Here is a 22,485-nt window from a genome sequence, read left to right as displayed (position 1 = left end):
TTACCCACGGCGCACCCTGGGCCGGCCCGACCACCAGAGGTACGCGGCGCACGCCACCACCGCGCCCGCGAATCCACCGGCCCACCACGGGAACCCGGGTCCGGCGGCCGGCTCATGCCCGCGCGCGACCGCGGCCTCCGGGGTCGGCGTCACCCGCTCGCCCGTCACGAGGATCCGCTGACTGTTGATCCCGAGCGGCGTGCAGGTCACCAGGGTGACGAGGTCCTCACCCGCCACCGGGTCGAGGGTCTTGGTCTGGTCCGGGTCCACGACCGCGATGGTCGAGACCCGGTAGGTGAGCGTCTCGCCGAAGACGTAGAGCGTGAAGGTGTCGCCGTCGTGGAGCCGGTCGAGGTTCGTGAACAGCGTGGCCGAGGCGAGACCGCGATGGCCGGCGAGCACGGCGTGGGTGCCGGGGCCGCCGATCGGGAGGGACGTGCCCTCCAGGTGCCCGACGCCCTCCGCGAGGGTGGCGTCGCCGGTGCCGTGATAGATCGGGAGGTCCGCGCCGATGGACGGGATGACGATGCGACCCATCAGGCCGTATGCGTTCGCGGCCAGCAGCCGGTCGTAGTCGAAGCCCTGCGGCAGCGCGGCGGCGGTGCCGACGGGCACGCGTTCGTTCGCCCGCACAGCCCCGCCGCCGGTGAGCGCGGAGTTGTACGCCGCGGCCTCCTTCAGCGCCTGCAGGCGGCTGGCGGGCCTGATGGCCGTCACCGCGTCGCCGTACTGGGCGAGCCGGGCGGCCGCCTGCGCGGCGCTGAACCAGCTCGCCGTCGCCGGGTACAGCGCGACGCTCACCCCCAGGAGGCACAGCACGGTGACCGCCGCCGACAGGGCGGAGAGCCGCCACCGTCCCCCGGTGGCGGCCCGCCCGTGCTGCGAGGAGGTCACGCGGCCGGCTCCTCCTCACGGGCACGGCGACGGACCACGAGGACGGCTGCGGCGACCGCGAGGGCCGCCAGGGCGAGGCCGCCGACGACGAAGACCGTCGTCCCGGTGGAGCCCGTCAGCGGCAGCGCGATCGGTGGCGCCTGCGGGTCGGTGACCGTCACGGTCGGGTTGGCCGAGCCCGGCGCCACCGTCTGCGCGTATCCGCCGGCGGCCTGCGCGAACGCGGGCGCGATCGTGTACCCGGCCGGGGCCTGCGTCTCCACGAGGTAGTAGGTCAGGTCGGCGCCGGCGCCGTCGTTCTGCGCCTTCAGGCCGTCGATCGCGACGGCGCCCGAGGCGTCGGAGGTGAAGGTGGTGGCTCCGTTCACCGCGACCGGGTTCGTCAGAGTCTGCGCGTCCGACGCGGAGGTGAACACCTGGAACTGCGCGCCCGCCAGGGCCTTCCCGTTCGGGTCGACCTTGTGGAGGCTCAGGTCACCCCAGGTGTCCTGGACCGGATTGGAGGGCGTCGTGACGGTCGTGCCCGTCTGGGTCCCGATCGTCTGGTCCGCGATGTTCTGGATGGTCCCGCTGCCGACCGCGCCGACCACGGTCGGGATCGTGGCGGTGACGACCGCGCCCGGGTTCGCCGTGAGCAGGGCGAGACCGGAGGCGGTGAAGTCCACCGTCACGGTCTGTCCGGACACTCCGACCGTGAAGTCCGCCGCCGGCAGCGTGATCGCCGTGCCGGTCGAGGAGGCCAGGGACACCGTCACCGTCGCCGGGGCCGGCGGGGTCAGCCGCGCGTCCAGCGGGTCGGACAGCGAGTACTGGGTGAACGCGTTCCCCGCCACCTGGTTCGGGACGGTGGACGCCACGCGCCAGGTGACGGAGGCGCCGACGCCGTAGACGCCCGTGTCGTCGACCGCCTTGACCGGTGCTCCCTGCACCGTGTTCTTCGGGTAGACGAACACGTTCGTCAGCCAGTTCCCGCCCTGCGGCAGCGGCAGCGTCACCAGGAACGGAGCGCCGAGCTCTGTGTCGGCCGGGGCATTCGTCTCGGTGACCTCGTACACGGCCGGCGTGGAGGTCGTGTACGAGGTGACGCCCGAGCTCCCGCTGGCCGGCAGCGCGGTCGCGGCGCCGGTCGTGTAGGTGGTGCCGCCGCCGACGACCTGGCCGGCGCTGTTCACCGTCAGGCCGGCAGCGGTGGTCCATCCCGCGGGAGTCGTCAGGTCGACGCCGTTCACCGGCGCGACGCTGAACACCACGCCGGGGATGGGCGTGAGGCCGCTCGTGGGGCCTGTTGTCTGGGCGGAGCCGTCGGTGGGGGTTCCGCCGCCGGGGGGATTCTGGAGCTTCGTGATCGTCAGGGTGTACGGGCCCGCCGGCGCGTTGCCGCCGGTCGTGTCCGCGTTCGCGGGCCCGGCGAACGCCGCCGCGCCCAGCAGGGCCAGCGTGCCGACGCCGATCGCGGCGGTGAGTCTTCTCGTGAGGGTCATGGGGTTCCTGTTCTGTGTTCGGGTGGAGGAAGGTTCCGTCGCGTTCAGCGCGGGAGCCTGCGGGTCCGGCGCCGCACCTGCCACGCGGCCAGCGCGGCCGCCACGGCGAAGGTCCCGATGGCCGCGAAGGCGACGACGTCGGTGCCGACGCCTCCGGTGAGCGGCAGGACGATCGCCGGAGCGCCCGGCGTCTGCGCGTGGTACTCGTCGTCGGCGGTGACGGGCTTGCCGGTGAACGCACCGGTGCCGGTCACGGTCGCGTCGTCGGCGTGGACGGCGTTGAAGCCGAGCGCGCTCAGCGTCGCGGTGCAGCGGACGGTCGCGCCGACCGCCAGCGGACCGGCCCACTGCGTGCCGGTCGACCCGTCGGGGAAGGTGCATCTCAATCCGGTGACGGTCGCCGAGCCGGCGATGATCGCGTCGCTCACCGTGACGTTCTGCAACGGCTCGCCTCCGGTGTTCGTCACGGTGAACGCGAGGCCGGTCGTCTTCGTCGCGTCGAGCGTCACCGCGGTGGCGGCGGTTGGCGCGTGGTTCCCCGCGGCGTCGGTCTTCGTGATCGTGACGGCCGGCGGCGTCGCGACCCGGATGCCGACCTTCACCGGCTCGGCCGGGAGCAGCGGACCGCTCGGGCTGGAGGCCGCGTACGCCAGCGAGTTCCAGGCGACCTGGCCCGGGGTGGCCGACGCCGGAAGGCTCATCGCGTAGTCGACCTCCACCGTCTGGCCCGGCTGGAACGTCAGCGCCGTGGCATCGATGCGGACGGCGCGCACCTGCGTCCAGTCGGTCACCTGGGCGGCGGTCAGCCAGGCAGGGCCGCACCCCGCCGGCTGGTTCGGGTAGACCTCGGGTCGGCAGGGGTTCGTGCTGAGCGAGTACATCGCCGTCACGCCCGCCGGGAGCGTCAGCGCGCCCGCGAGCGTCGGCTGGAACTGGGAGCCGCGGGCGACGCCGCTCTGGCCTCCCGACACCCCGGTGTCACCCAGGGAGGGGAAAACGTCGTAGACCACCAGGTCGCTGATCGGCGTCGAGCCGAGCGAGCCGATGTTGAGCCGCCACTGGGAGGTCCCCCCGGCCGGAGAGGTGCCGACAGCGGGCGAGCCGGGGACCGAGAACAGGAACTGGTTGTCGAACTGGCCCTTGACCTCCTTCTGGGCGCCGGCCTGCGCGGACGTCCCGGTCGCGAAGGACGCGCTCGACGTCGTGCCGTTGCTGGGGGTCGGCGCCCAGGTCGGGTCCGCGTCGTCCCAGACGCTGGCGGTGTTGGTCTGCGTCGTGGCTCCCACACCGGGGTTCACGACCGTGGAGAACTGGATCGTGAAGGCCTGCTGCCGGTTCAGGATCGCCGTGGGCGGGAAGGAGAACGTCAGGGTCTGCCCGCTCAGCGCCACCGTCAGGCCGGCCGTCGTGTAGGCGGGGTCGTAGGTGTAGGAGCCGGAGGCGCTGGTCACGACCGCGCTGCCCGGCACGTAGCTCACACCGGCCGGAAGCGTGTCGGTGATGTGCACGGGGGCGTCGAGGTAGTGCGCATCACCGGCAGCACCGGTGTTGGAGACGAGGAGGCTCCACGGTGCGACCTGACCCGAGAGCAGGGCGTTCGGGCCGCCGGTGTATGACTTGTGGATCACCAGCGACGCGGCCGCGTTCGTGAAGTACGCCACGGCGCACGACTTGTCCTTGTCGTCGAGGGTGGCCATCGGCGTCGGCGGCGCGTTCGTGATCGACCACTGGGCGCAGTTGGTCTGCGTCGTCGGCACGTAGCCGTCGCCCGCGGTCAGATGGCCGTCCACGTTGATGTAGAGCGTCGTCCCCGGATTGACGGCGTACGAGGGCAGCGCGATCGAGTAGCCCGCGATCAGCCAGCCGGCGGGAACGACGTACGGAACGGTCACGTCCGCGGAATTCGTCACGGTCCGGGTTGTGCCATCGGCCAGGAAGAAGGTGAAGACCGACCCGGACGGGACGCTCTCGAACCGGGTGATCGTGAAACCGGGGGTGCGGCAGTCCTGGGGGAGCGAGTTGCTCAGCGGTGCGCTGTCGCACGGCGGATAGTCGTAGAGCGTGCCGCCGATCGGAACCTGGCCGGTGTTCGTGACCTGGAGGTTCCAGTTGTAGTTGGCCGTCTTGAAGATCGCGCTCTTGGCCGCGGAATTCGGGGACACGGCTTTCGTGAAGAGGCCGGACCCGGCCGAAGCGTTCGCGAACGTGTGCGTCACGCTCGCGGTCGCCGACACGGTGGTCGGGTCGGTGACGGTCGTCGCCGTGAGCTTCGCCGTGTTGGTCACCGTGCTGGTCGGGCCGAAGCTGCTGGAGGGATAGGTCACGTCGACGGTGGCGGACGTGCTGCCCAGCCAGGTGATCGTGTTGGTCGCCGCGTCGTACACGCCGCCGTTGGTGGCGCTGACGAAGACCGCGCCCGCGGGAAGGGTGTCCACCAGGGTGGGATCAGTCGTGTTCCAATCGCCGTTGGCCGTGATGAAGTCGTTGGAGGTTCCCGAGATCTGGTACGCCGTGATCCCGTCGAGGACCGAGTCGCCCTCCAGGACCTTGGTGACGTTCAGCACGGGCTTCGCCGTGATCACGATCGGCGCCGCCGTGGCCGTTGCCGGTGCGCCGGCCGAGTCGGAGCTGAACGTGGCCGAGGCGACGAGGGTCGACTGGTCGGGCGTGGTGCCTGCGGCCGTCTTGCACGCGAACGTCAGCTGACCGGATGCGCCGACCGGGATGCTGTTGCCCGCGCCCGAGCCGATGAAGCCGGTGGAGGTGGCGTTGAAGTCGCCGTTCGCCGTCGAGCCGCCCACCGTGCAGGCGATCGCGTGGCCCTGCGGCGAGAGCCTGGCGACGGTGACAGTGATCACTGCGTTCGCGCAGGAGGTGACCGATGGGTCGACCGACGAGCACTGGTAGTTCACGGTCCACTGCGCGGTCGCGCCGGCCGGGATCGGCGTCGTCGTGGGGGTGATCGTCACCGACAGGCTGGCGGAGCCGCCCGCGCCGAGCGCCGGGCCGCCCGCGACCAGGGCGACCGCGCAGATGAGGAGGGCGGAGACGACGGCGGCGAGCCGGCGCACGACGGACCGGCGTATGGCTGCGCGTGCGGCGGCCGCGCGAGCGGAGTGCAGGGTGGGCGCAGGCACGTCGGGGTCCTCCGAGGGCTCGGGTCTTCGGGTGCGGACCAGCAGGGCGCGGATCGGGTGATCGCGACTGGTTCTGAAGTTAGGGAGCGATTTCACCTCTCGGCGTGACGCTGCCCGTCCTGTGAGTTCGCTGACCGTGCCAGTGGGTGTGGGTGCGTGCGGGCGCGCGACCGTCCGGTGGGGAAGGGGCGGTCGGCGTGGGGATTGGTGTCGGAGCCGGACCTGGCGTCGGTGTTGGCGTCGGGCTCGGGGTCGGTTTCGGAGTTGGCGCCGGGCTCGGAGTTGGCGTGGGGCTCGGAGTTGGCGTGGGGCTCGGGGTCGGCGTCGGAGTCGGACGTGGCGTCGGCGTCGACAGGGGAGTCCGCGTCGGCGGTGCGGTCGGCGCGAGGACCGCGCCGGGAGTCGCCCGCGCAGTGGCGGCCCCATCGGCCGAGTCATCGGCGGCTGCGTGCGGGACCGGATCCGGCACCGACGCCGGAGGAGCGACGGGCGTTGGCGCCGGAGCCGGCTTCCCCTCGGAACCCACGGCATCCGGGACTCCGGGCGCGGCCGTCGCCGACGGCGTCGCGAGGTCCGCCACCGGCGCAGGCGCCGTCTCGCGGGGCGCGACCCCGAGCGAGACGGCCACGATCGAGGTCGCCGCGACGACGGCGGCCCCTGCCACGACACCCCTCGACCCCCACGCCCGCCATCCCGCGCCGGCCGCCGGTTCAGCAGCGCTCGCCGGGGCAGCCTCGCCATCCCCCGCGCCACTCGCGTACCCAGCGGCACCGCCGGCCGCCGCGAGCGGTAGGAGCACGAACCCGATGTGCCTGTTCGCCTCGGCGGCCTCCGCAGCGACGACGCGGCAGTCCGCGCACTCTTCGAGGTGCGCGTCCAGGCGGCGCTGCACGCTCGCCGCCAGCCGCTTGCGCAACCCGATGCCGAGGTGCTCGATCGCCCAGTGGTGCTCCGAGCCCTCGGGCACCGTCGCGAGGTGGGCCTGGATCCACGCGGCGCGCAGCCCCTCCCTGGCCCGGACCGCCAGCGCCGCCACGGAGTTCGCGCTCATCCCGAGCAGCGGGGCGACCTCCCGCGGCGGCAGGCCCTCGACCTCCGTGTGCCAGAGCACCTCCTGCCACCGCGGCGGGAGGGCGCGGAAGGCGGTGGCCGCCAGTGAACGGTCCAACGCATCGAGCCGGGTCGCCTCGGTGAACCGGAGGTCCTCGATCTCCTCGGCGTGCTCGATCGCGATCTCGTGCGATGCCCGGCGACCCCAGCTCGCCGCGGTGTTCCGGATCACGGTGAAGAGATAGGGCCGGAAGCCGCTGGTGGGGCCGCCGCCGTCGGCGATCGCCGCGAACATCCGGGTGAACGCCTCCGACACCAGGTCGTCCGGGTCGAACGTGGTCGTGTACGAGCGCGCGACGGCCACGCCGGCGCGATAGTGCCGCTGCCACAGCTCGGCGTAGGCGCGCTGATCGCCGCCGCGGGTGCGGTCGACGAGCTGGCTGTCGGACAGGGCATCGATGGCGTCCTTGCGGGCAGCGAGACGGGTCACGGGCTCTCCAGATCGGGACTGGTCGGCGTCGCCGGGCGACGGCCGTGTCTGAGAGAGCGCCGGGCGCCGGTTTCATGACGAATCCCATCGCGCGGAATCTCACCCCTCCGCCGCGTCATGGATTCCCGGAGGCCCGCTCTCTCACATGCCGGTTCGTCACTCGTGCCGACCGGTGCAGCTCGAGGGGAGGCTGCTCGCGGGGTGCCGGTGCGTTCGGGAAAGGCCGGGCACCCCGCGAACCCGGCTGCCGTCGCCACCAGCCCCTACAGTGCTCTCATGACCACGGAGCAGACCGCCGGCGCCGTCAGGGAGGCGCTCGCCGCGGTGGCCGACCCAGCCGACGCCGTCTTCCTGCAGCGCTTCTTCAAGACCGGCCCAGGGGAGTACGGCGAGGGCGACGTCTTCCTCGGCGTGCGTGTGCCGCAGACCCGCGCGGTCGCGAAGCGCTTCGCCGGCCTGGCGCTCCCGGAGGTCCGTGCGCTGCTGGACAGCCCGGTCCACGAGCACCGGCTGGCCGGGCTGATCGTCCTGAACGCCGCCTTCGCCCGGGCGAGCGGCGTCCGCACCCGCGACGACGCCGAGCGCGAGCGCCTGGCCGCCTTCTACCTCCAAGCCGTGCGCGACGGCCGCGTGAACAACTGGGACCTCGTGGACGCCTCCGCCGAGTTCGTGCTCGGCGAGTTCCTGCTCGACCGCCCGCGCGGGACGCTGGACGAGCTCGCCGCCAGCCCTGTGCTGTGGGAGCGCCGGGTCGCCGTGCTCTCCACCTTCGCTTTCCTCAAGGCGGGCGACGCCTCCACGACGCTGGAGCTCGCCGCGCGTCTGCTGGACGACCCCGAGGACCTCATGCACAAGGCCGTCGGCTGGATGCTGCGCGAGACCGGCAAGCGGGTCGACCGCGCGCTGCTCACCGGCTTCCTCGACGAGCACGCCGGCCGGATGCCGCGCACGATGCTCGCGTACGCGACCGAGCACCTCGACGCCGCGACGAGGGCCGCGTATCGGGCGGTGCCTCGCCGGAGCTGAGGGGGCCTGAGATGATGGACCAATGGCGAGAACGGTTCGAGGCGCACGGGTCCTGATAACCGGCGCGGCGTCCGGGATGGGCCTCCTCTATGCGGAGCGCGCGGTCCGGGAGGGCGCCCGCGACGTCGTGCTCTGGGATCGCGACGAGGCCGGCCTCACCCGGCTCACCGATCGGCTGCGCGCCGAGGTGCTCGCGGGCCGAACCGTCACGGCCTGGGGAGCGCCCGCCGGTTCGCCGAGCTCGGGCGCTGGAGGCACGGCCTCCGGGACGAGCATCCACCCGTATGTGGTCGACCTCCGCGAGCTGGGCGGGATCGCCCAGGCCGCGCAGTCGGTGCGCAAGGAGCTCGACGGCGTGGACGTGCTGGTCAACAACGCCGGCATCGTCCGCGGCAAGTTCTTCTGGGAGCACGACAACGGCGACGACACCCGCGCGACCATGCAGGTCAACGCGCTGGCGCCGATGTACACGACGCGGGAGTTCCTGCCGGGGATGATCGCGAGCGCCCGCGAGGCGCGCATCGTCAACATCGCCTCCGCGGCCGGCACCGTGTCCAACCCGCGCATGAGCGTCTACGCGGCGAGCAAGTCCGCCGTCATCAACTGGAGCGACAGCCTCCGCCTCGAGCTGGAGCAGCAGGGCTACGGCCACGTCAAGGTGACGACCGTCGCGCCGAGCTACATCGACACCGGGATGTTCGAGGGCGCCCGCGGGCCGCTGCTCACCCCCATCCTCACCCCGGAGTACGTGGTCGACCGGGTCTGGCGGGCGATGCTCGCGGGCAAGCCGGTCCTGCTGCTGCCGTGGTCGGTGGGTCTCGCGAAGACGCTGAAGGGTGTCCTCCCGACCCGCGCCTGGGACGCCGTCGGGCGGCTGTTCGGCGTCTACAGCTCGATGGACGAGTTCACCGGCCGCTGATGTGACGATCCGTGCCGGTCTCGCGACCGGACCTGGATATCCGTGCAGCAGTGCGCCGCCGAGCCGCTCCTGCCGCCGAGCCTGGATGCGCGGGCCGAAACCGGGCCCGTTCGTTCGAAAGGCAGCGCATCATGAAACGAATCGGAACACGGATCGGGTCGGCCCTGGCGTTCGTCGTCACGCTCGGCGTCGCACTCGGCGGGCTCACCGCGTCGGCGACCCGCGCGGAGGCCGCCCGACGAGACTTCTCCGGCCTCCACTGGGAGGCGACCGACACCCTCCTCGGGTCGACCTACCGCCGTGTCGACCTCGACGTCGACCGGATCGAGAAGGCGCACGAGGGGTTGCACACCCCGAAGCTGAGGCTGGCGAGCGGCGCGCCCGTCTGGGGCATGCCCTACTACTTCCTGGGCGTTGACCCGGCGACCGGGACGTACCGGCCGGACAGCATCCTCGTCTGCATCGACGTCCTGCACGTCGACTACCAGGTGCCGGACGGGTCCGAGTACTTCGACCTCGCCACCGTGGTGCCGCCGGAGACCGCGGTCCGCATCTCGCGGGTCCTCAACGCGGGCCTCCAGGCGGCGCAGGAGCGCGGCCTCTCGATCGCCACCGACGGCAGCCGGCCGCTGGCTTTCACCACCGCCGAGGCGTCGGAGATCATGCTCGCGGCGCAGGTCGAGGCCTGGTACCTGTTCGCTAAGGACAACCTCCTCGAGCCGCTGCCGTACCTGGAGCGCGGCGACTTCTCCGTGGGCGGCGTCGACCTGCCGGCGCTCCACGCCGAGCTCGACGCGCTGCTCGCGCGCTTCGAGGCGACTCCGGACTTCGCGTCAGACCCCATCACGTTCGCCGACCGGGTCACCCTCACCGACGCCGACGCCCTCCGCGGTTTCACCCTGGAGGTCGACCCCGCCACCTCCACGCCCGGCTATGGCGACTACCTGGGGGCGACGACCTCGGCGGACGGCAGCATCCGCGTCGCGAAGAAGAAGCCGCTCGACAAGCCGGTGACGCTCGGCTTCCACAAGACGTTCACGCACTCCCTGGGCGCCGGGTCGCCGCTCGGCAGCGGGGTCCGCGCGGCGAACGACCAGATCAAGACGGTGCTCTCCAACCTGTTCGCGGCCCCCTTCGAGGTCCCGTTCGCCGAGGACCCCGCACCGGTCGGTCCGCCGCCGCAGGACCCGTTGACCCTGCCCGCCGTCTCGATCGCCAAGGACGACGGCCGGACGGTCGTGACCGCGGGCGAGCGCCTCGACTACGTGCTCGTCGCGGCCAACGTCGGGGACCTCCCCGCACCGGACGTGATCGTGGTCGACCAGCTCCCCGAGCACCTCGACTTCGTGGAGTCCTCGGTCGCGCCCAGCGCGGCGTCGTCCGGTTCGACGCTCGTGTGGGACCTCGGCGAGCTGGCCGTGGGGGAGCAGCGGGAGGTCGTCGTCTCGGCGAACATCCGCGCCGACGTCGCACAGGGCACGTCGATCGTGAACACCGCGTCCATCACCTCCGAGGGCGTCTGCGAGGACGACCCGGTGAGCGGCGCCGTCTGCACCGACGACGACACCGACATCGTGGTCCCGCCGCTCGACCCCGGGACGGTCGACGAGGAGATCGTGACCCCGGCGAGCTCGAACGCCGCCCCGGCCGGGGCTCTCGCGACGACCGGCGACGCGCTCACCAACGCGTGGACGCTGGCGGCGCTCGCCGTCGTGCTGCTGGTGACGAGCGGCTGCCTAGCGCTCGGGCAGGCGCTGAAGCGCCGGTCGAGCTGGACGTAGCCGCTAGAGCGGCACAGCGACGAGTGGCGGGGCCGTGCGCGGTCCCGCCACGCGTCCGCGCGCCGCGACGCCCGCGACGGACGCCCGGAACTCACGGGGCGACGTGGCGTACCGACCCGCGAAGAGCCGGCTGAAGTGCGCTGCGTCCTTGAACCCCCAGCGCGCAGCGACCTCGCTGATCCGGAGGGCGCCGAACTCCGAGTCGGCCAGGTCGCTCCGGCAGCGCTCCAGGCGCCGCGACCGCACCCAGGCGGCGACGGTGCTGTCGTGCTCCGCGAAGAGCGCGTGGAGTTTGCGCACGGACATGAAGTTGGCGCTCGCGATCTCCGCCACCGAGAGGTCGGGCCGGGAGAGGTTCACCTCGATGTACTCGATGACCTGGTCGAGCTGGGACTCCCGGGTGTCGCTCTCCCGATCCTGCAGCGTCTCCACCACGACGGCGCCGAGCATCCCGACCGCGCTCTCGACCAGGCGCCGGCCCGCGCTGCCCTCGAGGCGGTGGGCGGTGCGGCCGAGTTGCACGGCGAGCGGATGGACGATGCCGACAAGAGGACGCTCCCGCTCGAACCGCACCGCGACCACGTCGTCCACGGTGCTCGCGGGGACCGGCAGCGCGCGGTGCGGGATCCGCACGATGAGGCTCTCCCCGCCGTGGTCGAGCAGGAAGGGGCGCGCCGCGGTGTACGCGGTGATGTCACCGGCCCGCACAACGGCCGCACGGCCGTCCTGGTCCAGCGTGCTCTCCCCGGTGAGCTGGATGTGGATCATCGTGTTGGCGCCGGTCTCGCTCCCGCCGTGCTGGTCGGGCTGCTCGACCGTGTGCCGCGAGCCGCTGACGGCGTTGAGGACGATGCCGCCGACGATCGCGCCGCTCACGGCCGTGCGGAAGGACTGCGACTCCGTGGTCGTGCAGAGCAGCGGGACCGTGGTCTCGCTGAACCGTCGGCGCGTGTCGTCGTAGTTCAGGACCACCCGCGCGAACCTCCGATCCGGCGGCTGCTCCCCAGGCTTCATGGTGACGGCCCGTTCTCTCGTTCCCGGTCTCCCGGCGAGCGCTCACCGTGAGATATGACATTCCTTGGGACGAGAACCTAGCAGAGCCGCGCAGCGGGTCAGCCCAGCGGCGGCTTCGACACCGTGACCGTCGTGGATGCGGAGACAGGCGCGGTCGTAGGCACGCGCCCCAACATCCAGGGCCGAGGCGTCAGCATCATCGGCCCGGGCTGCACCACCACCGACATGTGCTTGTACTCGAGCCCGTACCTGAAGGTCACCCTCTTCTCGGTGCCGGCGCTCACCACCGGGCTTCTTGCACCGGCCACCCACCTCACGCGCTGACCACGGCCTCCCGCCCCCGCCGCACCACCGCCGTCACCAGCAACGACACCGCGATCAGCCAGCACCCCGCCATGATCGCCGAGCTGAAGTCCTCCCCGTAGTCCACGAAGCTCATCCCGTTGAAGAACGCCCCCACCGTGAAGAGGGCCGCGACGCCGGTGAGCCAACGCCAGCCGCGCACGCGTCCGGCCACGCAGCGGACGAACAGCGCGAGCGTCCCGAGCGCGAGCAGCAGGGCGAGCCACGCGTGGACGAGGAGCGCCGGGCCCGCGCCGCCGCTGAGCGCCCAGCCGAGGCTGGTGAACGACCGCGTGAAGTATTCGCCTCCGGTGCTGCCGGGGTGGGTCTTCGGGAGCTCCACGAACAGGTTGAGCAGCATCCCCAGCGCGAACTGCACGCCGAAGGCGACCAGAAGGGCGATGGCCTGGGGGCGCGGCGGCTCAGTGCGCATGAGTCCGGGATACCGCCTCGCGGCACGCGGCGCAATCAGCGCGGCGAGATCACCAGATCATCGGCCGGTCGTCGTCGTCCGCCTCGGTCGCGGCCTCCGCCAGGTCGACCAGCACCGGCACGTGGTCGCTCGGGGCGTCGCCCTTGCGCTCGTTGCGGTGGATGCTCGCGTTCGTCACCCGGTCGGCGAACGCCGCCGAGCCGAGGATGAAGTCGATCCGCAGCCCCTCGTTGCGCGGGAAACGGAGCTGCTTGTAGTCCCAGTACGTGTAGCCGTCCGGGACGATCGGCCGCACGACGTCCGTCAGGCCGGCCTTCTCGAACGCGGCGAACGCCGTGCGCTCCGGCGGCGAGATGTGCGTGGAGGCGCCGGGGACCAGGCTCGGGTCGCCGACGTCGGAGTCGAGCGGCGCGACGTTCCAGTCGCCCATCAACGCGAGCTGCTCGCCGGGGTTCTCGGTCAGCCAGCGCTGCGTGTCCGCGGCGAGGGCGGCCAGCCAGTCCAGCTTGTAGACGTAGTGCGGGTCGTCGAGCGAGCGCCCGTTCGGGACGTACAGGCTCCACAGCCGCACCCCGTCGACCGTCGCGCCGATCGCGCGGGCCTCCTTCGGGAGGTCGGGGCCGTCGTGGTCCTTCAAGAACCCGGGCATGTCGGGGAAGCCGATCTCGACGTCCTCGATCGGCAGCCGGGCGGCGATCGCGACGCCGTTCCACTGGTTGAGGCCGTGCAGGACGACCTCGTAACCGGCCGCCTCGAACGCCTCGTACGGGAACTGCTCCGGCTTGCATTTGATCTCCTGCATGGCCAGGACGTCCACGTCCTCCCGGACCATCCAGTCCACCACCCGGGCGACTCGGGTGCGGATGGAGTTCACATTCCAGGTGGCGACGCGCATGCCCCGATCGTATCGGGGACCGCCGACCTCCTTGCCGGAACGGGTTAACCGTAGAATGTCAGACGTGACGGACGCACGACAGCAGCTCATCGACTTCATCTCCGCCGAGGCGGTCTTCCACGGGGACTTCACCCTGACCAGCGGAAAGAAGGCCACCTACTACGTCGACCTGCGCAAGGTGAGCCTCGACCACCGGGTCGCGCCCCTGATCGGCCAGGTCATGATCGACCTGATCGCGGAGGTGCCGGACGTGGTCGCGGTCGGCGGGATGACGATGGGCGCCGACCCGGTCGCCGCCGCGATCCTGCACCAGGGCGCCGCGCGCGGGCTCGCGTACGACGCCTTCGTCGTCCGCAAGGAGCCGAAAGACCACGGCCGCGGCAAGCAGGTCGAGGGACCGGACCTCGAAGGCAAGCGCGTGATCGTCCTGGAGGACACCTCCACCACCGGCGGCTCCCCCCTGAAGGCCATCGAGGCCCTGCAGAAGGTCGGCGCCGAGATCGCCGGCGTCGCGGTGGTCGTCGACCGCAACACGGGCGCGCGCGAGGTCATCGAGTCGGCCGGCTACCCCTACTTCGCCGCCATCGGCCTCGAGGATCTGGGGCTGGCGTAGTGGCGGAACACCGCGAACCCCCGGCGGGGGAGCAGCCGGACCCGGAGCAGCCGTCCGAGCCGGAGCAGACGGAGCCGGAGGTGGGGAGCTCGGAGTGGTTCCTCGCGCAGCTCAGTGGCGGGCGCCCGTTGACGCGTCCGCCGGCGCCGGGTGCGGCGCGTGAGTCGCGTGCTTCGCGGGCTGCGGGGTCTGAGCCGGAGGAGCCGGCTCCGTCCGCGGATCCAGCGCCCGCGTTCCCCGCTTCCCCCATTTCGCCGATGGAGGCTGCCGCGCCGGCTTCGCCCGAGCCCCCAGTGGAGCCTGCTGCGCCTGCCGGTGCTGCCCCGACCGAGCCCGCTGGTTCCGCGCCGGTCTGGCCTCTCGCCTCGCCGAATCCGACTCCTGACGAGCCCGCGGCGCCGGCTGAGCCCGTGGCCCCGGTTGAGACCGCCGCTCCCGTCCCGTCGGCTCCCGTCCCGTCCGCTCCCGCGCCCTCGTCCGCGTTCGAGGACCTCCTCCGCGAACCGGACGCTCCCGAGCCCACGGCCGACGAGAGCGCCGCCGCCCTTCCGGACGCAACGCCCATCGCCCCGACCGCGCCCGGCTTCACCTGGAACCTGACGTCCCGCGAAAGCCCGGAGCCCGAAGCGCCCTCCGTGCTCGGCCAGGCCGAGGCCCCGGACGGCCAGGACGACGTTCCTCCCGTCCGCCGCTCCAACTTCGTCGAGCCGACGCCCTCGCAGCCGACGACGGTTCTTCCGATTGCCCCGGAGCCCGGAGCCGAGCCGACTGTCGCTCTACCCGTGCCGGGCCCGAAGTCGGAGCCGAGCGCCGCGCCCTCCTTGATCCCCGAGCAGCCGTCTGCCCCGGTGTCGGAGCCGAGCGCCACGCCTGAGCCGACGTCGGAGGAGTCGCCGGCCCCGGTGCGGGATTCTCGCGCCGCGCTGACGCCGCAGGAGGCGTCGGCCGTGCTGTCGGAGTCGCCCGCCGCGCTGGCGCCGCGGGAGCCGCAGGTGCCGCAGGTCCCGCTGCCGGTGCCGCCCGCCGCCCCGACCGAGCCGGCCCCACCCGCTGCTGCGCCGACCGAGCCGGCCCCACCCGCTGCTACGCCGCCGACCCAGCCGTTCGAGCCGAGCGGCTTCGTGGCCGCGCTGCGCATGCCGCAGCCTCCGGAGGTCGGCGACCGCTTCTCCGGTCCCGACGAGGTTCTGGAGCAGACCACACCTGATCCCGCGGTGCCGGGCTTCACCACCCACGAGCCTGCAGCGCCCGAACCCGCAGCGCCCAAGCCCGCAGCGCCCGAGCCCGCAGCGTTCGAGCCGACCGCGGTCGAACCCGCCACCACTGAGCCAGCAACATCCGACCCCACCCCGACCGGTCCCATCGAGGGCCACGGGCTTGCGGCGCTGCTCGGGATGTTCGAGGAGGAGCGCCCCGCTCCGCGCCCGCTGCTCGGGGACACCACGGGCATCATCCCGATCCAGGCTGCGCCGCTGACCCGCAAGGACGCGCTCCAGGCGGAGGCCGACGCGCAGGCTGACGCGGAAGAGAGCGCACAGGCTGAGGAGCAGGCCCAGGCGGAGGCTCAGGCTCAGGCGCAGGCAGAGGCGCAGGCCCAGGCAGAGGCGCACGCTCAGGCGCAGGCAGAGGCGCGGGCCCAGGCAGAGGCGCAGGCTCAGGCGCAGGCGCAGGCGCAGGCGCAGGCAGAGGCGCAGGCCCAGGCTCAGGCTCAGGCTGAGGCACAGGCCAGAGCCGACGCCCAGGCCCAGGCGGAGGCCTACGAGCGCGCCCGCGCCGAGGAGCAGGCCGCGGCAGCGCGGGCCGCGGCGGAGGCTCAGGCGGCCGCCTGGTCGGCGGCCGGTGGCACCGGCGACGGCCACGATGCCGCTCCGACTCCGACTCCGCCTCCCCTCAGCGAGCCGGGCGTCGCGCCCGCCGCGTTCGATGGGGCCGCCCAGACGGAGGCGGTCCTCGGCGCGCCGCCGTCCCCCGCGACCAGTCCGTTCGACGCGGAGGCGCTCGCCGCGGCCTCCGCTGCCGGACCGGATGTCTTCGCGCCTGTCGCCGACTCGGCACCGGAGCGACCGACCGACCTTCCCGCGTCTGACGCCGCCCACGTGCCGGACGACGAGGAGCAGGACGGCATCGCCGCGCTCTTCGGCGACTTCGGCATCGGCGAGGAGTCCGACGACGCGCACGACGAGGAAGCCGACCAGGCCCAGCGCCCGGCTCCGGAAGCCGCCGGCCAGGGTCTGCCGGCGCCGTTCGATCAGGCGCTCTTCGGCGAGCCCACCGGGCGCGTCGAGCCGTCATCCGCCGAGCCGGCCGGGCACCCCGCGCCCGCTCCCTCCGGCGAGCCCTCGCAGCCGGCCGACCAGACGCCGACGCCGGGCGCCGAGGCGCTGCTCCCCGCGGCTGCCCTGGGGATAGATGCCATCCTCTTCCCCGAGCTCGCGGCCGAGCCGGAGCAGAACCCTCAGCCGGAGCCCGACGCGCTCCCGCGGCACGAAGCAGCGGCCCATCACGCCACCCCCGCGCAGGAGGACTCCGCAGGGTTCACGTTCGACGAGCCCTCGGCCGGGCTGGAGGGTCCGCAGGTCGGCTCCGGGACGGGCGGATTCGACGCCCTCCTGACCCCGACCGTGGCCTTCGACGCCCTCGACACGCCGACCGTCGCGTTCGACGGCGCCGCAGCAGCCCGCGACACGACTCCGCCGCCCAGTGACGCTCAGCCTGCGTCGACAGCCGATTCGGCCGCCACTGGTGCCGCTCCCGCTGGTGCCGCTCCCGCTGGTGCCGCTCCCGCTGGTGCCGCTCCCGCTGGTGCCGCTCCGACCGCTGCCGCTCCCGCGTCGCCGACGCCCACCGCCACCCCCTGGATCTCCCCCACCTCCACCACCCCCGCACCTCCCATCTCCACACCCCCCGCCCCGCCGTCCTCCGGAAGCCCGCCCACCAACCGCCGCCTCTTCCTCATCCTCGGCGTCCTGGCGGTCCTGCTCGTCCTGGTCGGCCTGTTCGCGCTCGGCACCCGCCTCCCGTCGCTCTTCGGCGCGTCCGCCGCCGCTCCGAAGGCCTCGTCGTCCACGACCCCGTCCAGGACTCCGACGCCCACGCCCACGCCGACCCCCACGGTCAGCCCGAAGCCCGCCGCGGCGGTCGGGCCCGGCACCCACGCGTGGAACACGCTCGGCGGCGGCGAGTGCGTCCAGCCGTACACGAACCCGTGGGCGGAGACCTTCACCGTCGTGGACTGCACGGCCGCGCACTCCGCGCAGCTCGTCTACACGAACCTCGTCTCCGCCGACCCGGCCGCGCCGTACCCGGGCGCCGACGCGCTCGCACAGCAGATCAACACGCTGTGCACGGCGTCAGGCGTGATCGACCTGAGCGCCGCCGCCGCGTACCCCGACCTCCAGGTCCAGGGTGCGTTCCCGGCGACCGAGGCGCAGTGGACGAGTGGACAGCGGTCCTACTACTGCTTCGCGAACCGCTCCAGCGGCCAGCCGTTGACGTCCTCGGTGGCGGGACCGGGTCCGACCGGCTGACCGGCCTCGTGACTCAGAGATCCGTCTCGACCGGCACCGGCTCGACCAGCTCCTTCACGCCGGACAGGATCTCGTCCGGACGGAACGGGTAGCGGTCGATCTCGGCCTGGTCGCTGATCCCGGTCAGCACCAGGATCGTGTGGAGGCCGGCCTCGATGCCCGCGACGACGTCGGTGTCCATCCGGTCGCCGATCATCGCGGTGTTCTCGGAGTGCGCGCCGATCCGGTTGAGCGCCGAACGGAACATCATCGGGTTGGGCTTGCCCACCACGTACGGCTCCATGCCGCCGGTCGCCTTGGTGATCATCGCCGTGACCGCGCCCGTCGCCGGCAGCGGGCCTTCGGCGCTCGGGCCGGTGGCGTCCGGATTGGTCGCGATGAAACGCGCCCCGGCGCCGATCAGGCGGACCGCCTTCGTGATGGCGTCGAACGAGTAGCTGCGGGTCTCGCCGACGACCACGTAATCCGGGTTCGTGTCGGTCATGATGAAGCCCGCCTCGTGCAGTGCGGTCGTGAGCCCGGCCTCGCCGATGACGTAGGCGCTGCCTCCGGGCTTCTGCGACTTCAGGAAGTCGGCCGTCGCCAGCGCGGAGGTCCAGATCGACTCCTCCGGCACGTCGAGGCCGGAGGCGCGCAGCCGGGCCGCGAGGTCGCGCGGGGTGTAGATCGAGTTGTTGGTGAGCACCAGGAAGGGCGTTCCCTGGTCGCGCCACTGCTGGATCAGCGCGGACGCGCCGGGGAGCGCGGAGTTCTCGTGGACGAGGACGCCGTCCATGTCGGTCAGCCAGCATTCGATCTCGTCGCGTCGCGCCACGCAGGACCCCTTCCGATGGTGAAGTGACGACCCCAGCATATTGCCCGGGGGTTGCGGGAGGGTTTCGGTCCGCTGTCGGGATGCCGTAACCCTGCTCCAGCTACTCTGAGTCGGTGAGTCCCGAGACCCCGCAGCCGAGCGAGCTTCCGAGCGACCTGCCGCCGTCCGCCGAGCTGAGTACGCACGGCGTCGGCCCCTGGCCCGGCGAGTGGCCGGACGACGACCGGTACGACCCCGAGCTGCTGCGCCACGGCGACACCCGCAACGTGATCGACCGCTACCGCTACTGGCGGATGGAGGCCGTGGTCGCCGACCTGGACCAGCACCGCCACCCGTTCCACGTCGCGATCGAGAACTGGCAGCACGACATGAACATCGGCTCGATCGTGCGCAGCGCCAACGCGTTCGCGGCGGACACGGTGCACATCATCGGCCGGCGCCGCTGGAACAAGCGCGGCGCGATGGTCACCGACCGCTACCAGCACGTCGTCCACCACGACGACGTGGCCGCGTTCGTCGCCTGGGCGCGGGAGGCCGACCTCCCGATCGTCGCGGTCGACAACGTGCCGGGCTCGGTGCTGATCGAGACGTACGCGCTGCCGCGCGAGTGCGTGCTGTTGTTCGGTCAGGAGGGCCCCGGCCTGTCCGACGCCGCCCTGGAAGCCGCCGACGTCGTCGTGGAGATCTCCCAGTTCGGCTCCACCCGCTCCATCAACGCGTCGGCCGCGGCCGCCGTCGCCATGCACGCCTGGGTCCTCCAGCACGTCCCCTTCGCCTGAGCAGCATCGAGGCGGCGGATTCTCTGCCGTCTCGGCGATTTCGGCCCCACTTTGCGCCGCCTCGGCGGAGACGGGGAGGGGGGGTCAGCGGTTTGTGCGGCGGTGGACGAGTTTGAGGGCGGACCAGTCGGTGGAGATCGCGGCGACTTTGACGTCCACGAGACCCCGGGCGAGCGCGGCGTCGCGGATGAGGTTCTCGTCGATGTCGCTGACGTGGCCGGCGGCCTTCCGCGGCCAGGCCGCCCAGATCATCCCGGCCGGGTGGATGCGCGGCGCCAGCGCGTCGAGCTCGGCGACGTAGTCGGCAGCCTCCCGGTAGAACGCGACGATCAGCCCGGCCGGCTCGACGGAGCCTTCCGCGAGCCACTCCACGTCCACCGGGCCGTCCTCCACGGGGACGGCCCAGCCGGGGTCGGCGTGCAGGAGCTGCGCGCGCATTCCCGGCTTGAGCCCGAGCTTCTTCCAGAGCGGAGTCCCTGAGTAGCCCGCGCCGCCGCTCACGCCTCGCCCTTCCAGCCGGCGTCCGCCGCGATCCGCGCTATCGCGTCGGCGTCGAGGTCGTAGACCGTCTCGCCGTCACCGGCGGCGGGCGCGCGCACGAACTGCGAACGCACCGTGCCGTCGCCGGAGAGCTCAACCAGCGCGAATCCGGCCCCGCGCTCGGCCCGCTCCCGCGGCGGCGGCCAGAGCACGTCCGTCGTGTTGGCGACGGCCGGCGCGACGACGACCGGGATGCCGCGGACGCCCGCCGAGGTGGCGAGCGCGTGATGGTAGTGGCCGGCCAGGATCAGCCGCACATCCCCCGCCGAGCAGACGTCGAGCACGGGCGCAGGGTCGACCAGCCGCAGCGTCTCGAACAACCCCGTCGTCGGCGGGACCGGCGGATGGTGCAGCACCACGACCGTCCCGTTCGCGCTCGGCTCGGCGAGCACCGTCCGAAGCCGGACGAGCCGTTCCTCGCCGACCAGTCCGTAACCGGCCCGCGCGACGGTCGTGTCGACGGTCACCACCCGGAAACCCCGCACCGAGATGACCCGTTCCCGCTCCCCGAGCACGTCCTCGAAGGCGTCGGGGAGGTCGTGGTTCCCCATCGCGTACGCGACCGCCGCTCCGCGCTCCGCGGCCCACGGCTCCAGCCGTCCCCGCAGCAGCCGGTACGACGCCGCGCTCCCGTCGTCGGACAGGTCGCCCGACACCACCACCAGGTCCACTGCCTCCAACTCGCCGGCGCGGGCGAGCACACGGTCGAGCGCGGCGAGCGTGTCGACCAGCCCGTACTGGAGGCGGCCGTCGCCGTAGAGGTGGGTGTCGCTGAGGTGGAGGATCCGGAGTCGGTCGGTCACGCCGCCCACCCTAGCGCCGGGCGCCGACGCCTCGCGCCGACGCCCCGCGCCTCAGCCGATCAGCGATGGCCGCAGGTCCCGCAGCGTCCGGAAGTGCGTCATCCGCGTCACCCCGATCGCCGACACCAGCAGCGCGATCAGCATCCACACCGCGAGCACACCCGCGTCCGCCCAGGCCGTCGCGGGGTTGCCGCCGTACATGAGCTGGCGTATGCCGTCCACGGCATACGACATCGGCAGCACGTGGTGGAGCGCCGCGAGCGGACCGGGCAGCGTCTGCCACGGGAACGTGCCTCCCGCGGTGACGAGCTGCAGCACCATGAGCACGAGCCCGAGGAACTGCCCGACGCTGCCCAGCCAGACGTTGAGCGCGAGGATGATCGCGGCGAACGTCACCGACGCCAGCGCCATCATCCCGAACATCCCGAGCGGGTTGTGGATGCCGAAGCCGAGGGCTCCCGCGACGATCGCGAACAGCCCGATCATCTGCACAGCGCCGAGCAGGCCCGGCGTGAGCCAGCCCGCGAGCGTGATCTTCACCGGCGAGTGGAGGGCGGTGATCGCCCGTCGGGACACCGGCTTGATGATCAGGAACAGCGCGTAGATGCCGATCCAGCCCGCGAGCGCGACGAAGAACGGAGCGAGTCCCGCGCCGTAGGTGCCGGCCGAGGTGACCGAGTCGTTCTTCAGGTTCACCGGGTCGGCGATCGTGGACGCCTGCTTCTTCTGCAGGGCGGGGGAGTTGTCCGGGATCTGCGCGACGCCCTTCGTGAGCCCGTCGTGGAGCTGGGTCGTGCCGTCGTGCAGGGTCGTGAGTCCGTCCCGGAGCTGCGCCGCGCCGGTCGCCGCCGCGCTGGCGCCGCTCGCGAGCTGGGCGGCGCCGGCCTGCGCCTGGGACGCCCCGGCGGCCACCTGCGACGCCCCGGACGACACCTGTGCCGCCCCCGCCGCCACCTGGTCGGAGCCGGCGGCCAGCTGGTTCACCTGGCCGACGGCCGACTGGATCTGGGTGTTGCCGGCCTGGACCTTCTGGTCGATGCCGCTGAGGCCGGCCTCCACCTGCGCGATCACGGCCGGGTCGACGTGCGAGGCCTGGAGCTGCGCGATGAGCTGCTGCCCGGCGGCGGGCGCCTGGACGGCGAGCTGCGCCGCGGCCTGGCCGGCCTGGGTCGCCTTCGCCGCGAGCTGGTCGTTGCCTGCAGAGACCTGCGCGGCGCCCGCGCTGACCTTCGCCGCACCGTCGCGCACCTGCGCCGCCCCGGAGGAGAGGTCGCCGAGCTTGCCCGCGAGCGTCTGCGAGCCCCCGGCGAGCTGGGCGGTCCCGTCGGCGAGCTGCGAGGCGCCGCTCTGAGCGCTCGCACTGCCGCTCACGAGCTGGGCGGCGCCGTCCTGCGCGGTCACCAGGCTGGAGCGGATGTCGGCGAGGCCGAGCAGGAACCGCTGGGCGGCCTCCTGATTCACCTGCTTCACGATGGAGGTGCGGATCTTCTCCGCCGCCTGGGTCCCGATCGTCGACGCGAGATAACTGTTGGTGTCGTTGGTCGTCAGCGTGACGATCGCGCGCTGCGGCGTGGTGCCGGAGGCCGAGGCGAGCGCCGTCGAGAAATCGGACGGGAAGGTGATGCTGAAGTCGTACTTCGAGTCGTCCACCCCCGACGCCGCCGAGCCCGAGGCGACCCGGTGCCACTGGAACGAGCCGTCCTGGATGAGCTGGTCGGCGACCTGGCTGCCGTAGTTCACGGTTTTGCCGTCGACGGTCGTCCCGGTGTCGTCCACGACGATCGCCGCGGGGATGCGGTCGAGGTTCGCGTACGGGTTCTGGTTTGCCCAGAGGTAGAGGCCGCCGTACAGCACCGGGACGCACATCAGTGCGATGAGCGCCACGATGGACATGGGGCTGGCGGTGAGGCGGCGGAACTCGGCCGCGATCATCTGGGGGATGCGGAT

The 22,485-nt window shown here is 72.6% G+C and carries 18 protein-coding genes; 7 read left to right on the top strand and 11 right to left on the bottom strand.

All coding sequences use genetic code 11. From position 1 onward, the window contains the following. From ABH923_RS09265 to ABH923_RS09250, 4 genes are all read right to left on the bottom strand, one after another. Complete coding sequence (locus ABH923_RS09265) at window positions 1-894, bottom strand: class C sortase (RefSeq protein ID WP_370055071.1); 894 nt, start codon at window positions 892-894, stop codon at window positions 1-3. Next, window positions 891-2,375 (bottom strand): SpaH/EbpB family LPXTG-anchored major pilin, encoded by a 1,485-nt coding sequence (locus ABH923_RS09260; protein WP_370055070.1) that lies wholly within the window; start codon window positions 2,373-2,375, stop codon window positions 891-893. The genes ABH923_RS09265 and ABH923_RS09260 overlap by 4 nt, the downstream gene beginning before the upstream one ends. A gap of 44 nt (window positions 2,376-2,419) precedes the next feature. Then, entirely contained in the window at window positions 2,420-5,512 is a 3,093-nt protein-coding gene (locus ABH923_RS09255) for an isopeptide-forming domain-containing fimbrial protein (protein WP_370055069.1), read from the bottom strand. Window positions 5,513-5,591: 79 nt separating this feature from the next. Next, the gene (locus ABH923_RS09250) at window positions 5,592-7,052 is read right to left on the bottom strand and encodes a sigma-70 family RNA polymerase sigma factor (protein WP_370055068.1); all 1,461 of its coding nucleotides are present in this window, start codon (window positions 7,050-7,052) and stop codon (window positions 5,592-5,594) included. Between the two features lie 276 nt (window positions 7,053-7,328). Between ABH923_RS09250 and ABH923_RS09245 the strand changes: the two genes are divergently transcribed. The 3 genes from ABH923_RS09245 to ABH923_RS09235 all read left to right on the top strand — a co-directional run bounded on the left by ABH923_RS09245 (window position 7,329) and on the right by ABH923_RS09235 (window position 10,778). Continuing rightward, complete coding sequence (locus ABH923_RS09245; RefSeq protein ID WP_370055067.1) at window positions 7,329-8,078, top strand: DNA alkylation repair protein; 750 nt, start codon at window positions 7,329-7,331, stop codon at window positions 8,076-8,078. A 22-nt stretch (window positions 8,079-8,100) separates the two neighbouring features. Continuing rightward, the gene (locus ABH923_RS09240) at window positions 8,101-8,997 is read left to right on the top strand and encodes an SDR family NAD(P)-dependent oxidoreductase (RefSeq protein WP_370055066.1); all 897 of its coding nucleotides are present in this window, start codon (window positions 8,101-8,103) and stop codon (window positions 8,995-8,997) included. A 131-nt stretch (window positions 8,998-9,128) separates the two neighbouring features. Further along, window positions 9,129-10,778 carry a DUF11 domain-containing protein gene (locus ABH923_RS09235; protein WP_370055065.1) on the top strand — a complete coding sequence of 550 codons (1,650 nt, stop codon included), beginning with the start codon at window positions 9,129-9,131 and terminating at the stop codon, window positions 10,776-10,778. Between the two features lie 3 nt (window positions 10,779-10,781). On the opposite strand, the gene ABH923_RS09230 is transcribed toward ABH923_RS09235, so the two are convergent. After that, the gene (locus ABH923_RS09230) at window positions 10,782-11,792 is read right to left on the bottom strand and encodes a helix-turn-helix domain-containing protein (RefSeq protein WP_370055064.1); all 1,011 of its coding nucleotides are present in this window, start codon (window positions 11,790-11,792) and stop codon (window positions 10,782-10,784) included. 132 nt (window positions 11,793-11,924) lie between these two features. Between ABH923_RS09230 and ABH923_RS09225 the strand changes: the two genes are divergently transcribed. After that, on the top strand, window positions 11,925-12,116 hold the full coding sequence (locus ABH923_RS09225) for a hypothetical protein (protein WP_370055063.1): 192 nt from the start codon (window positions 11,925-11,927) through the stop codon (window positions 12,114-12,116). On the opposite strand, the gene ABH923_RS09220 is transcribed toward ABH923_RS09225, so the two are convergent. Together ABH923_RS09220 and ABH923_RS09215 are read right to left on the bottom strand one after the other, a co-directional pair. Beyond that, on the bottom strand, window positions 12,106-12,567 hold the full coding sequence (locus ABH923_RS09220) for a hypothetical protein (protein ID WP_370055062.1): 462 nt from the start codon (window positions 12,565-12,567) through the stop codon (window positions 12,106-12,108). The two genes, ABH923_RS09225 and ABH923_RS09220, sit on opposite strands and share 11 nt — an antisense overlap. A 49-nt stretch (window positions 12,568-12,616) precedes the next feature. Then, window positions 12,617-13,462: an exodeoxyribonuclease III gene (locus tag ABH923_RS09215; protein WP_370055061.1), complete on the bottom strand. Its 846-nt coding sequence runs from the start codon at window positions 13,460-13,462 to the stop codon at window positions 12,617-12,619. A gap of 64 nt (window positions 13,463-13,526) precedes the next feature. Here ABH923_RS09215 and pyrE point away from each other — a divergent pair, with 64 nt between their 5' ends. Both pyrE and ABH923_RS09205 read left to right on the top strand, forming a co-directional pair. Further along, window positions 13,527-14,075 (top strand): orotate phosphoribosyltransferase, encoded by a 549-nt coding sequence (gene pyrE / locus ABH923_RS09210; protein WP_370055060.1) that lies wholly within the window; start codon window positions 13,527-13,529, stop codon window positions 14,073-14,075. A 410-nt stretch (window positions 14,076-14,485) separates the two neighbouring features. Further along, entirely contained in the window at window positions 14,486-17,602 is a 3,117-nt protein-coding gene (locus ABH923_RS09205; RefSeq protein WP_370055059.1) for a hypothetical protein, read from the top strand. Between the two features lie 13 nt (window positions 17,603-17,615). On the opposite strand, the gene ABH923_RS09200 is transcribed toward ABH923_RS09205, so the two are convergent. Next, entirely contained in the window at window positions 17,616-18,416 is an 801-nt protein-coding gene (locus tag ABH923_RS09200; protein ID WP_370055058.1) for an HAD-IIA family hydrolase, read from the bottom strand. 113 nt (window positions 18,417-18,529) lie between these two features. Between ABH923_RS09200 and ABH923_RS09195 the strand changes: the two genes are divergently transcribed. Then, entirely contained in the window at window positions 18,530-19,195 is a 666-nt protein-coding gene (locus ABH923_RS09195) for a TrmH family RNA methyltransferase (RefSeq protein WP_370055057.1), read from the top strand. A gap of 84 nt (window positions 19,196-19,279) precedes the next feature. Here the strand turns inward: ABH923_RS09195 and ABH923_RS09190 are convergent, their stop codons facing one another. Genes ABH923_RS09190 through ABH923_RS09180 form a run of 3 tightly spaced genes read right to left on the bottom strand, consistent with a single transcriptional unit; the run spans window position 19,280 to window position 22,485 of the window. After that, on the bottom strand, window positions 19,280-19,696 hold the full coding sequence (locus tag ABH923_RS09190; RefSeq protein ID WP_370055056.1) for a DUF3052 family protein: 417 nt from the start codon (window positions 19,694-19,696) through the stop codon (window positions 19,280-19,282). Continuing rightward, the gene (locus ABH923_RS09185) at window positions 19,693-20,538 is read right to left on the bottom strand and encodes a metallophosphoesterase (protein WP_370055055.1); all 846 of its coding nucleotides are present in this window, start codon (window positions 20,536-20,538) and stop codon (window positions 19,693-19,695) included. Before ABH923_RS09185 ends, ABH923_RS09190 begins: the two co-directional genes overlap by 4 nt. Before the next feature lie 51 nt (window positions 20,539-20,589). Further along, window positions 20,590-22,485 (bottom strand): YhgE/Pip family protein, encoded by a 1,896-nt coding sequence (locus tag ABH923_RS09180; RefSeq protein WP_370057329.1) that lies wholly within the window; start codon window positions 22,483-22,485, stop codon window positions 20,590-20,592.

Source organism: Leifsonia sp. EB41 (assembly GCF_041262565.1).
Classification (GTDB): Bacteria; Actinomycetota; Actinomycetes; order Actinomycetales; family Microbacteriaceae; genus Leifsonia.
The sequence above is the reverse complement of the archived record's forward strand: the minus strand, read 5'-3'. Positions and strand labels throughout refer to the sequence as shown.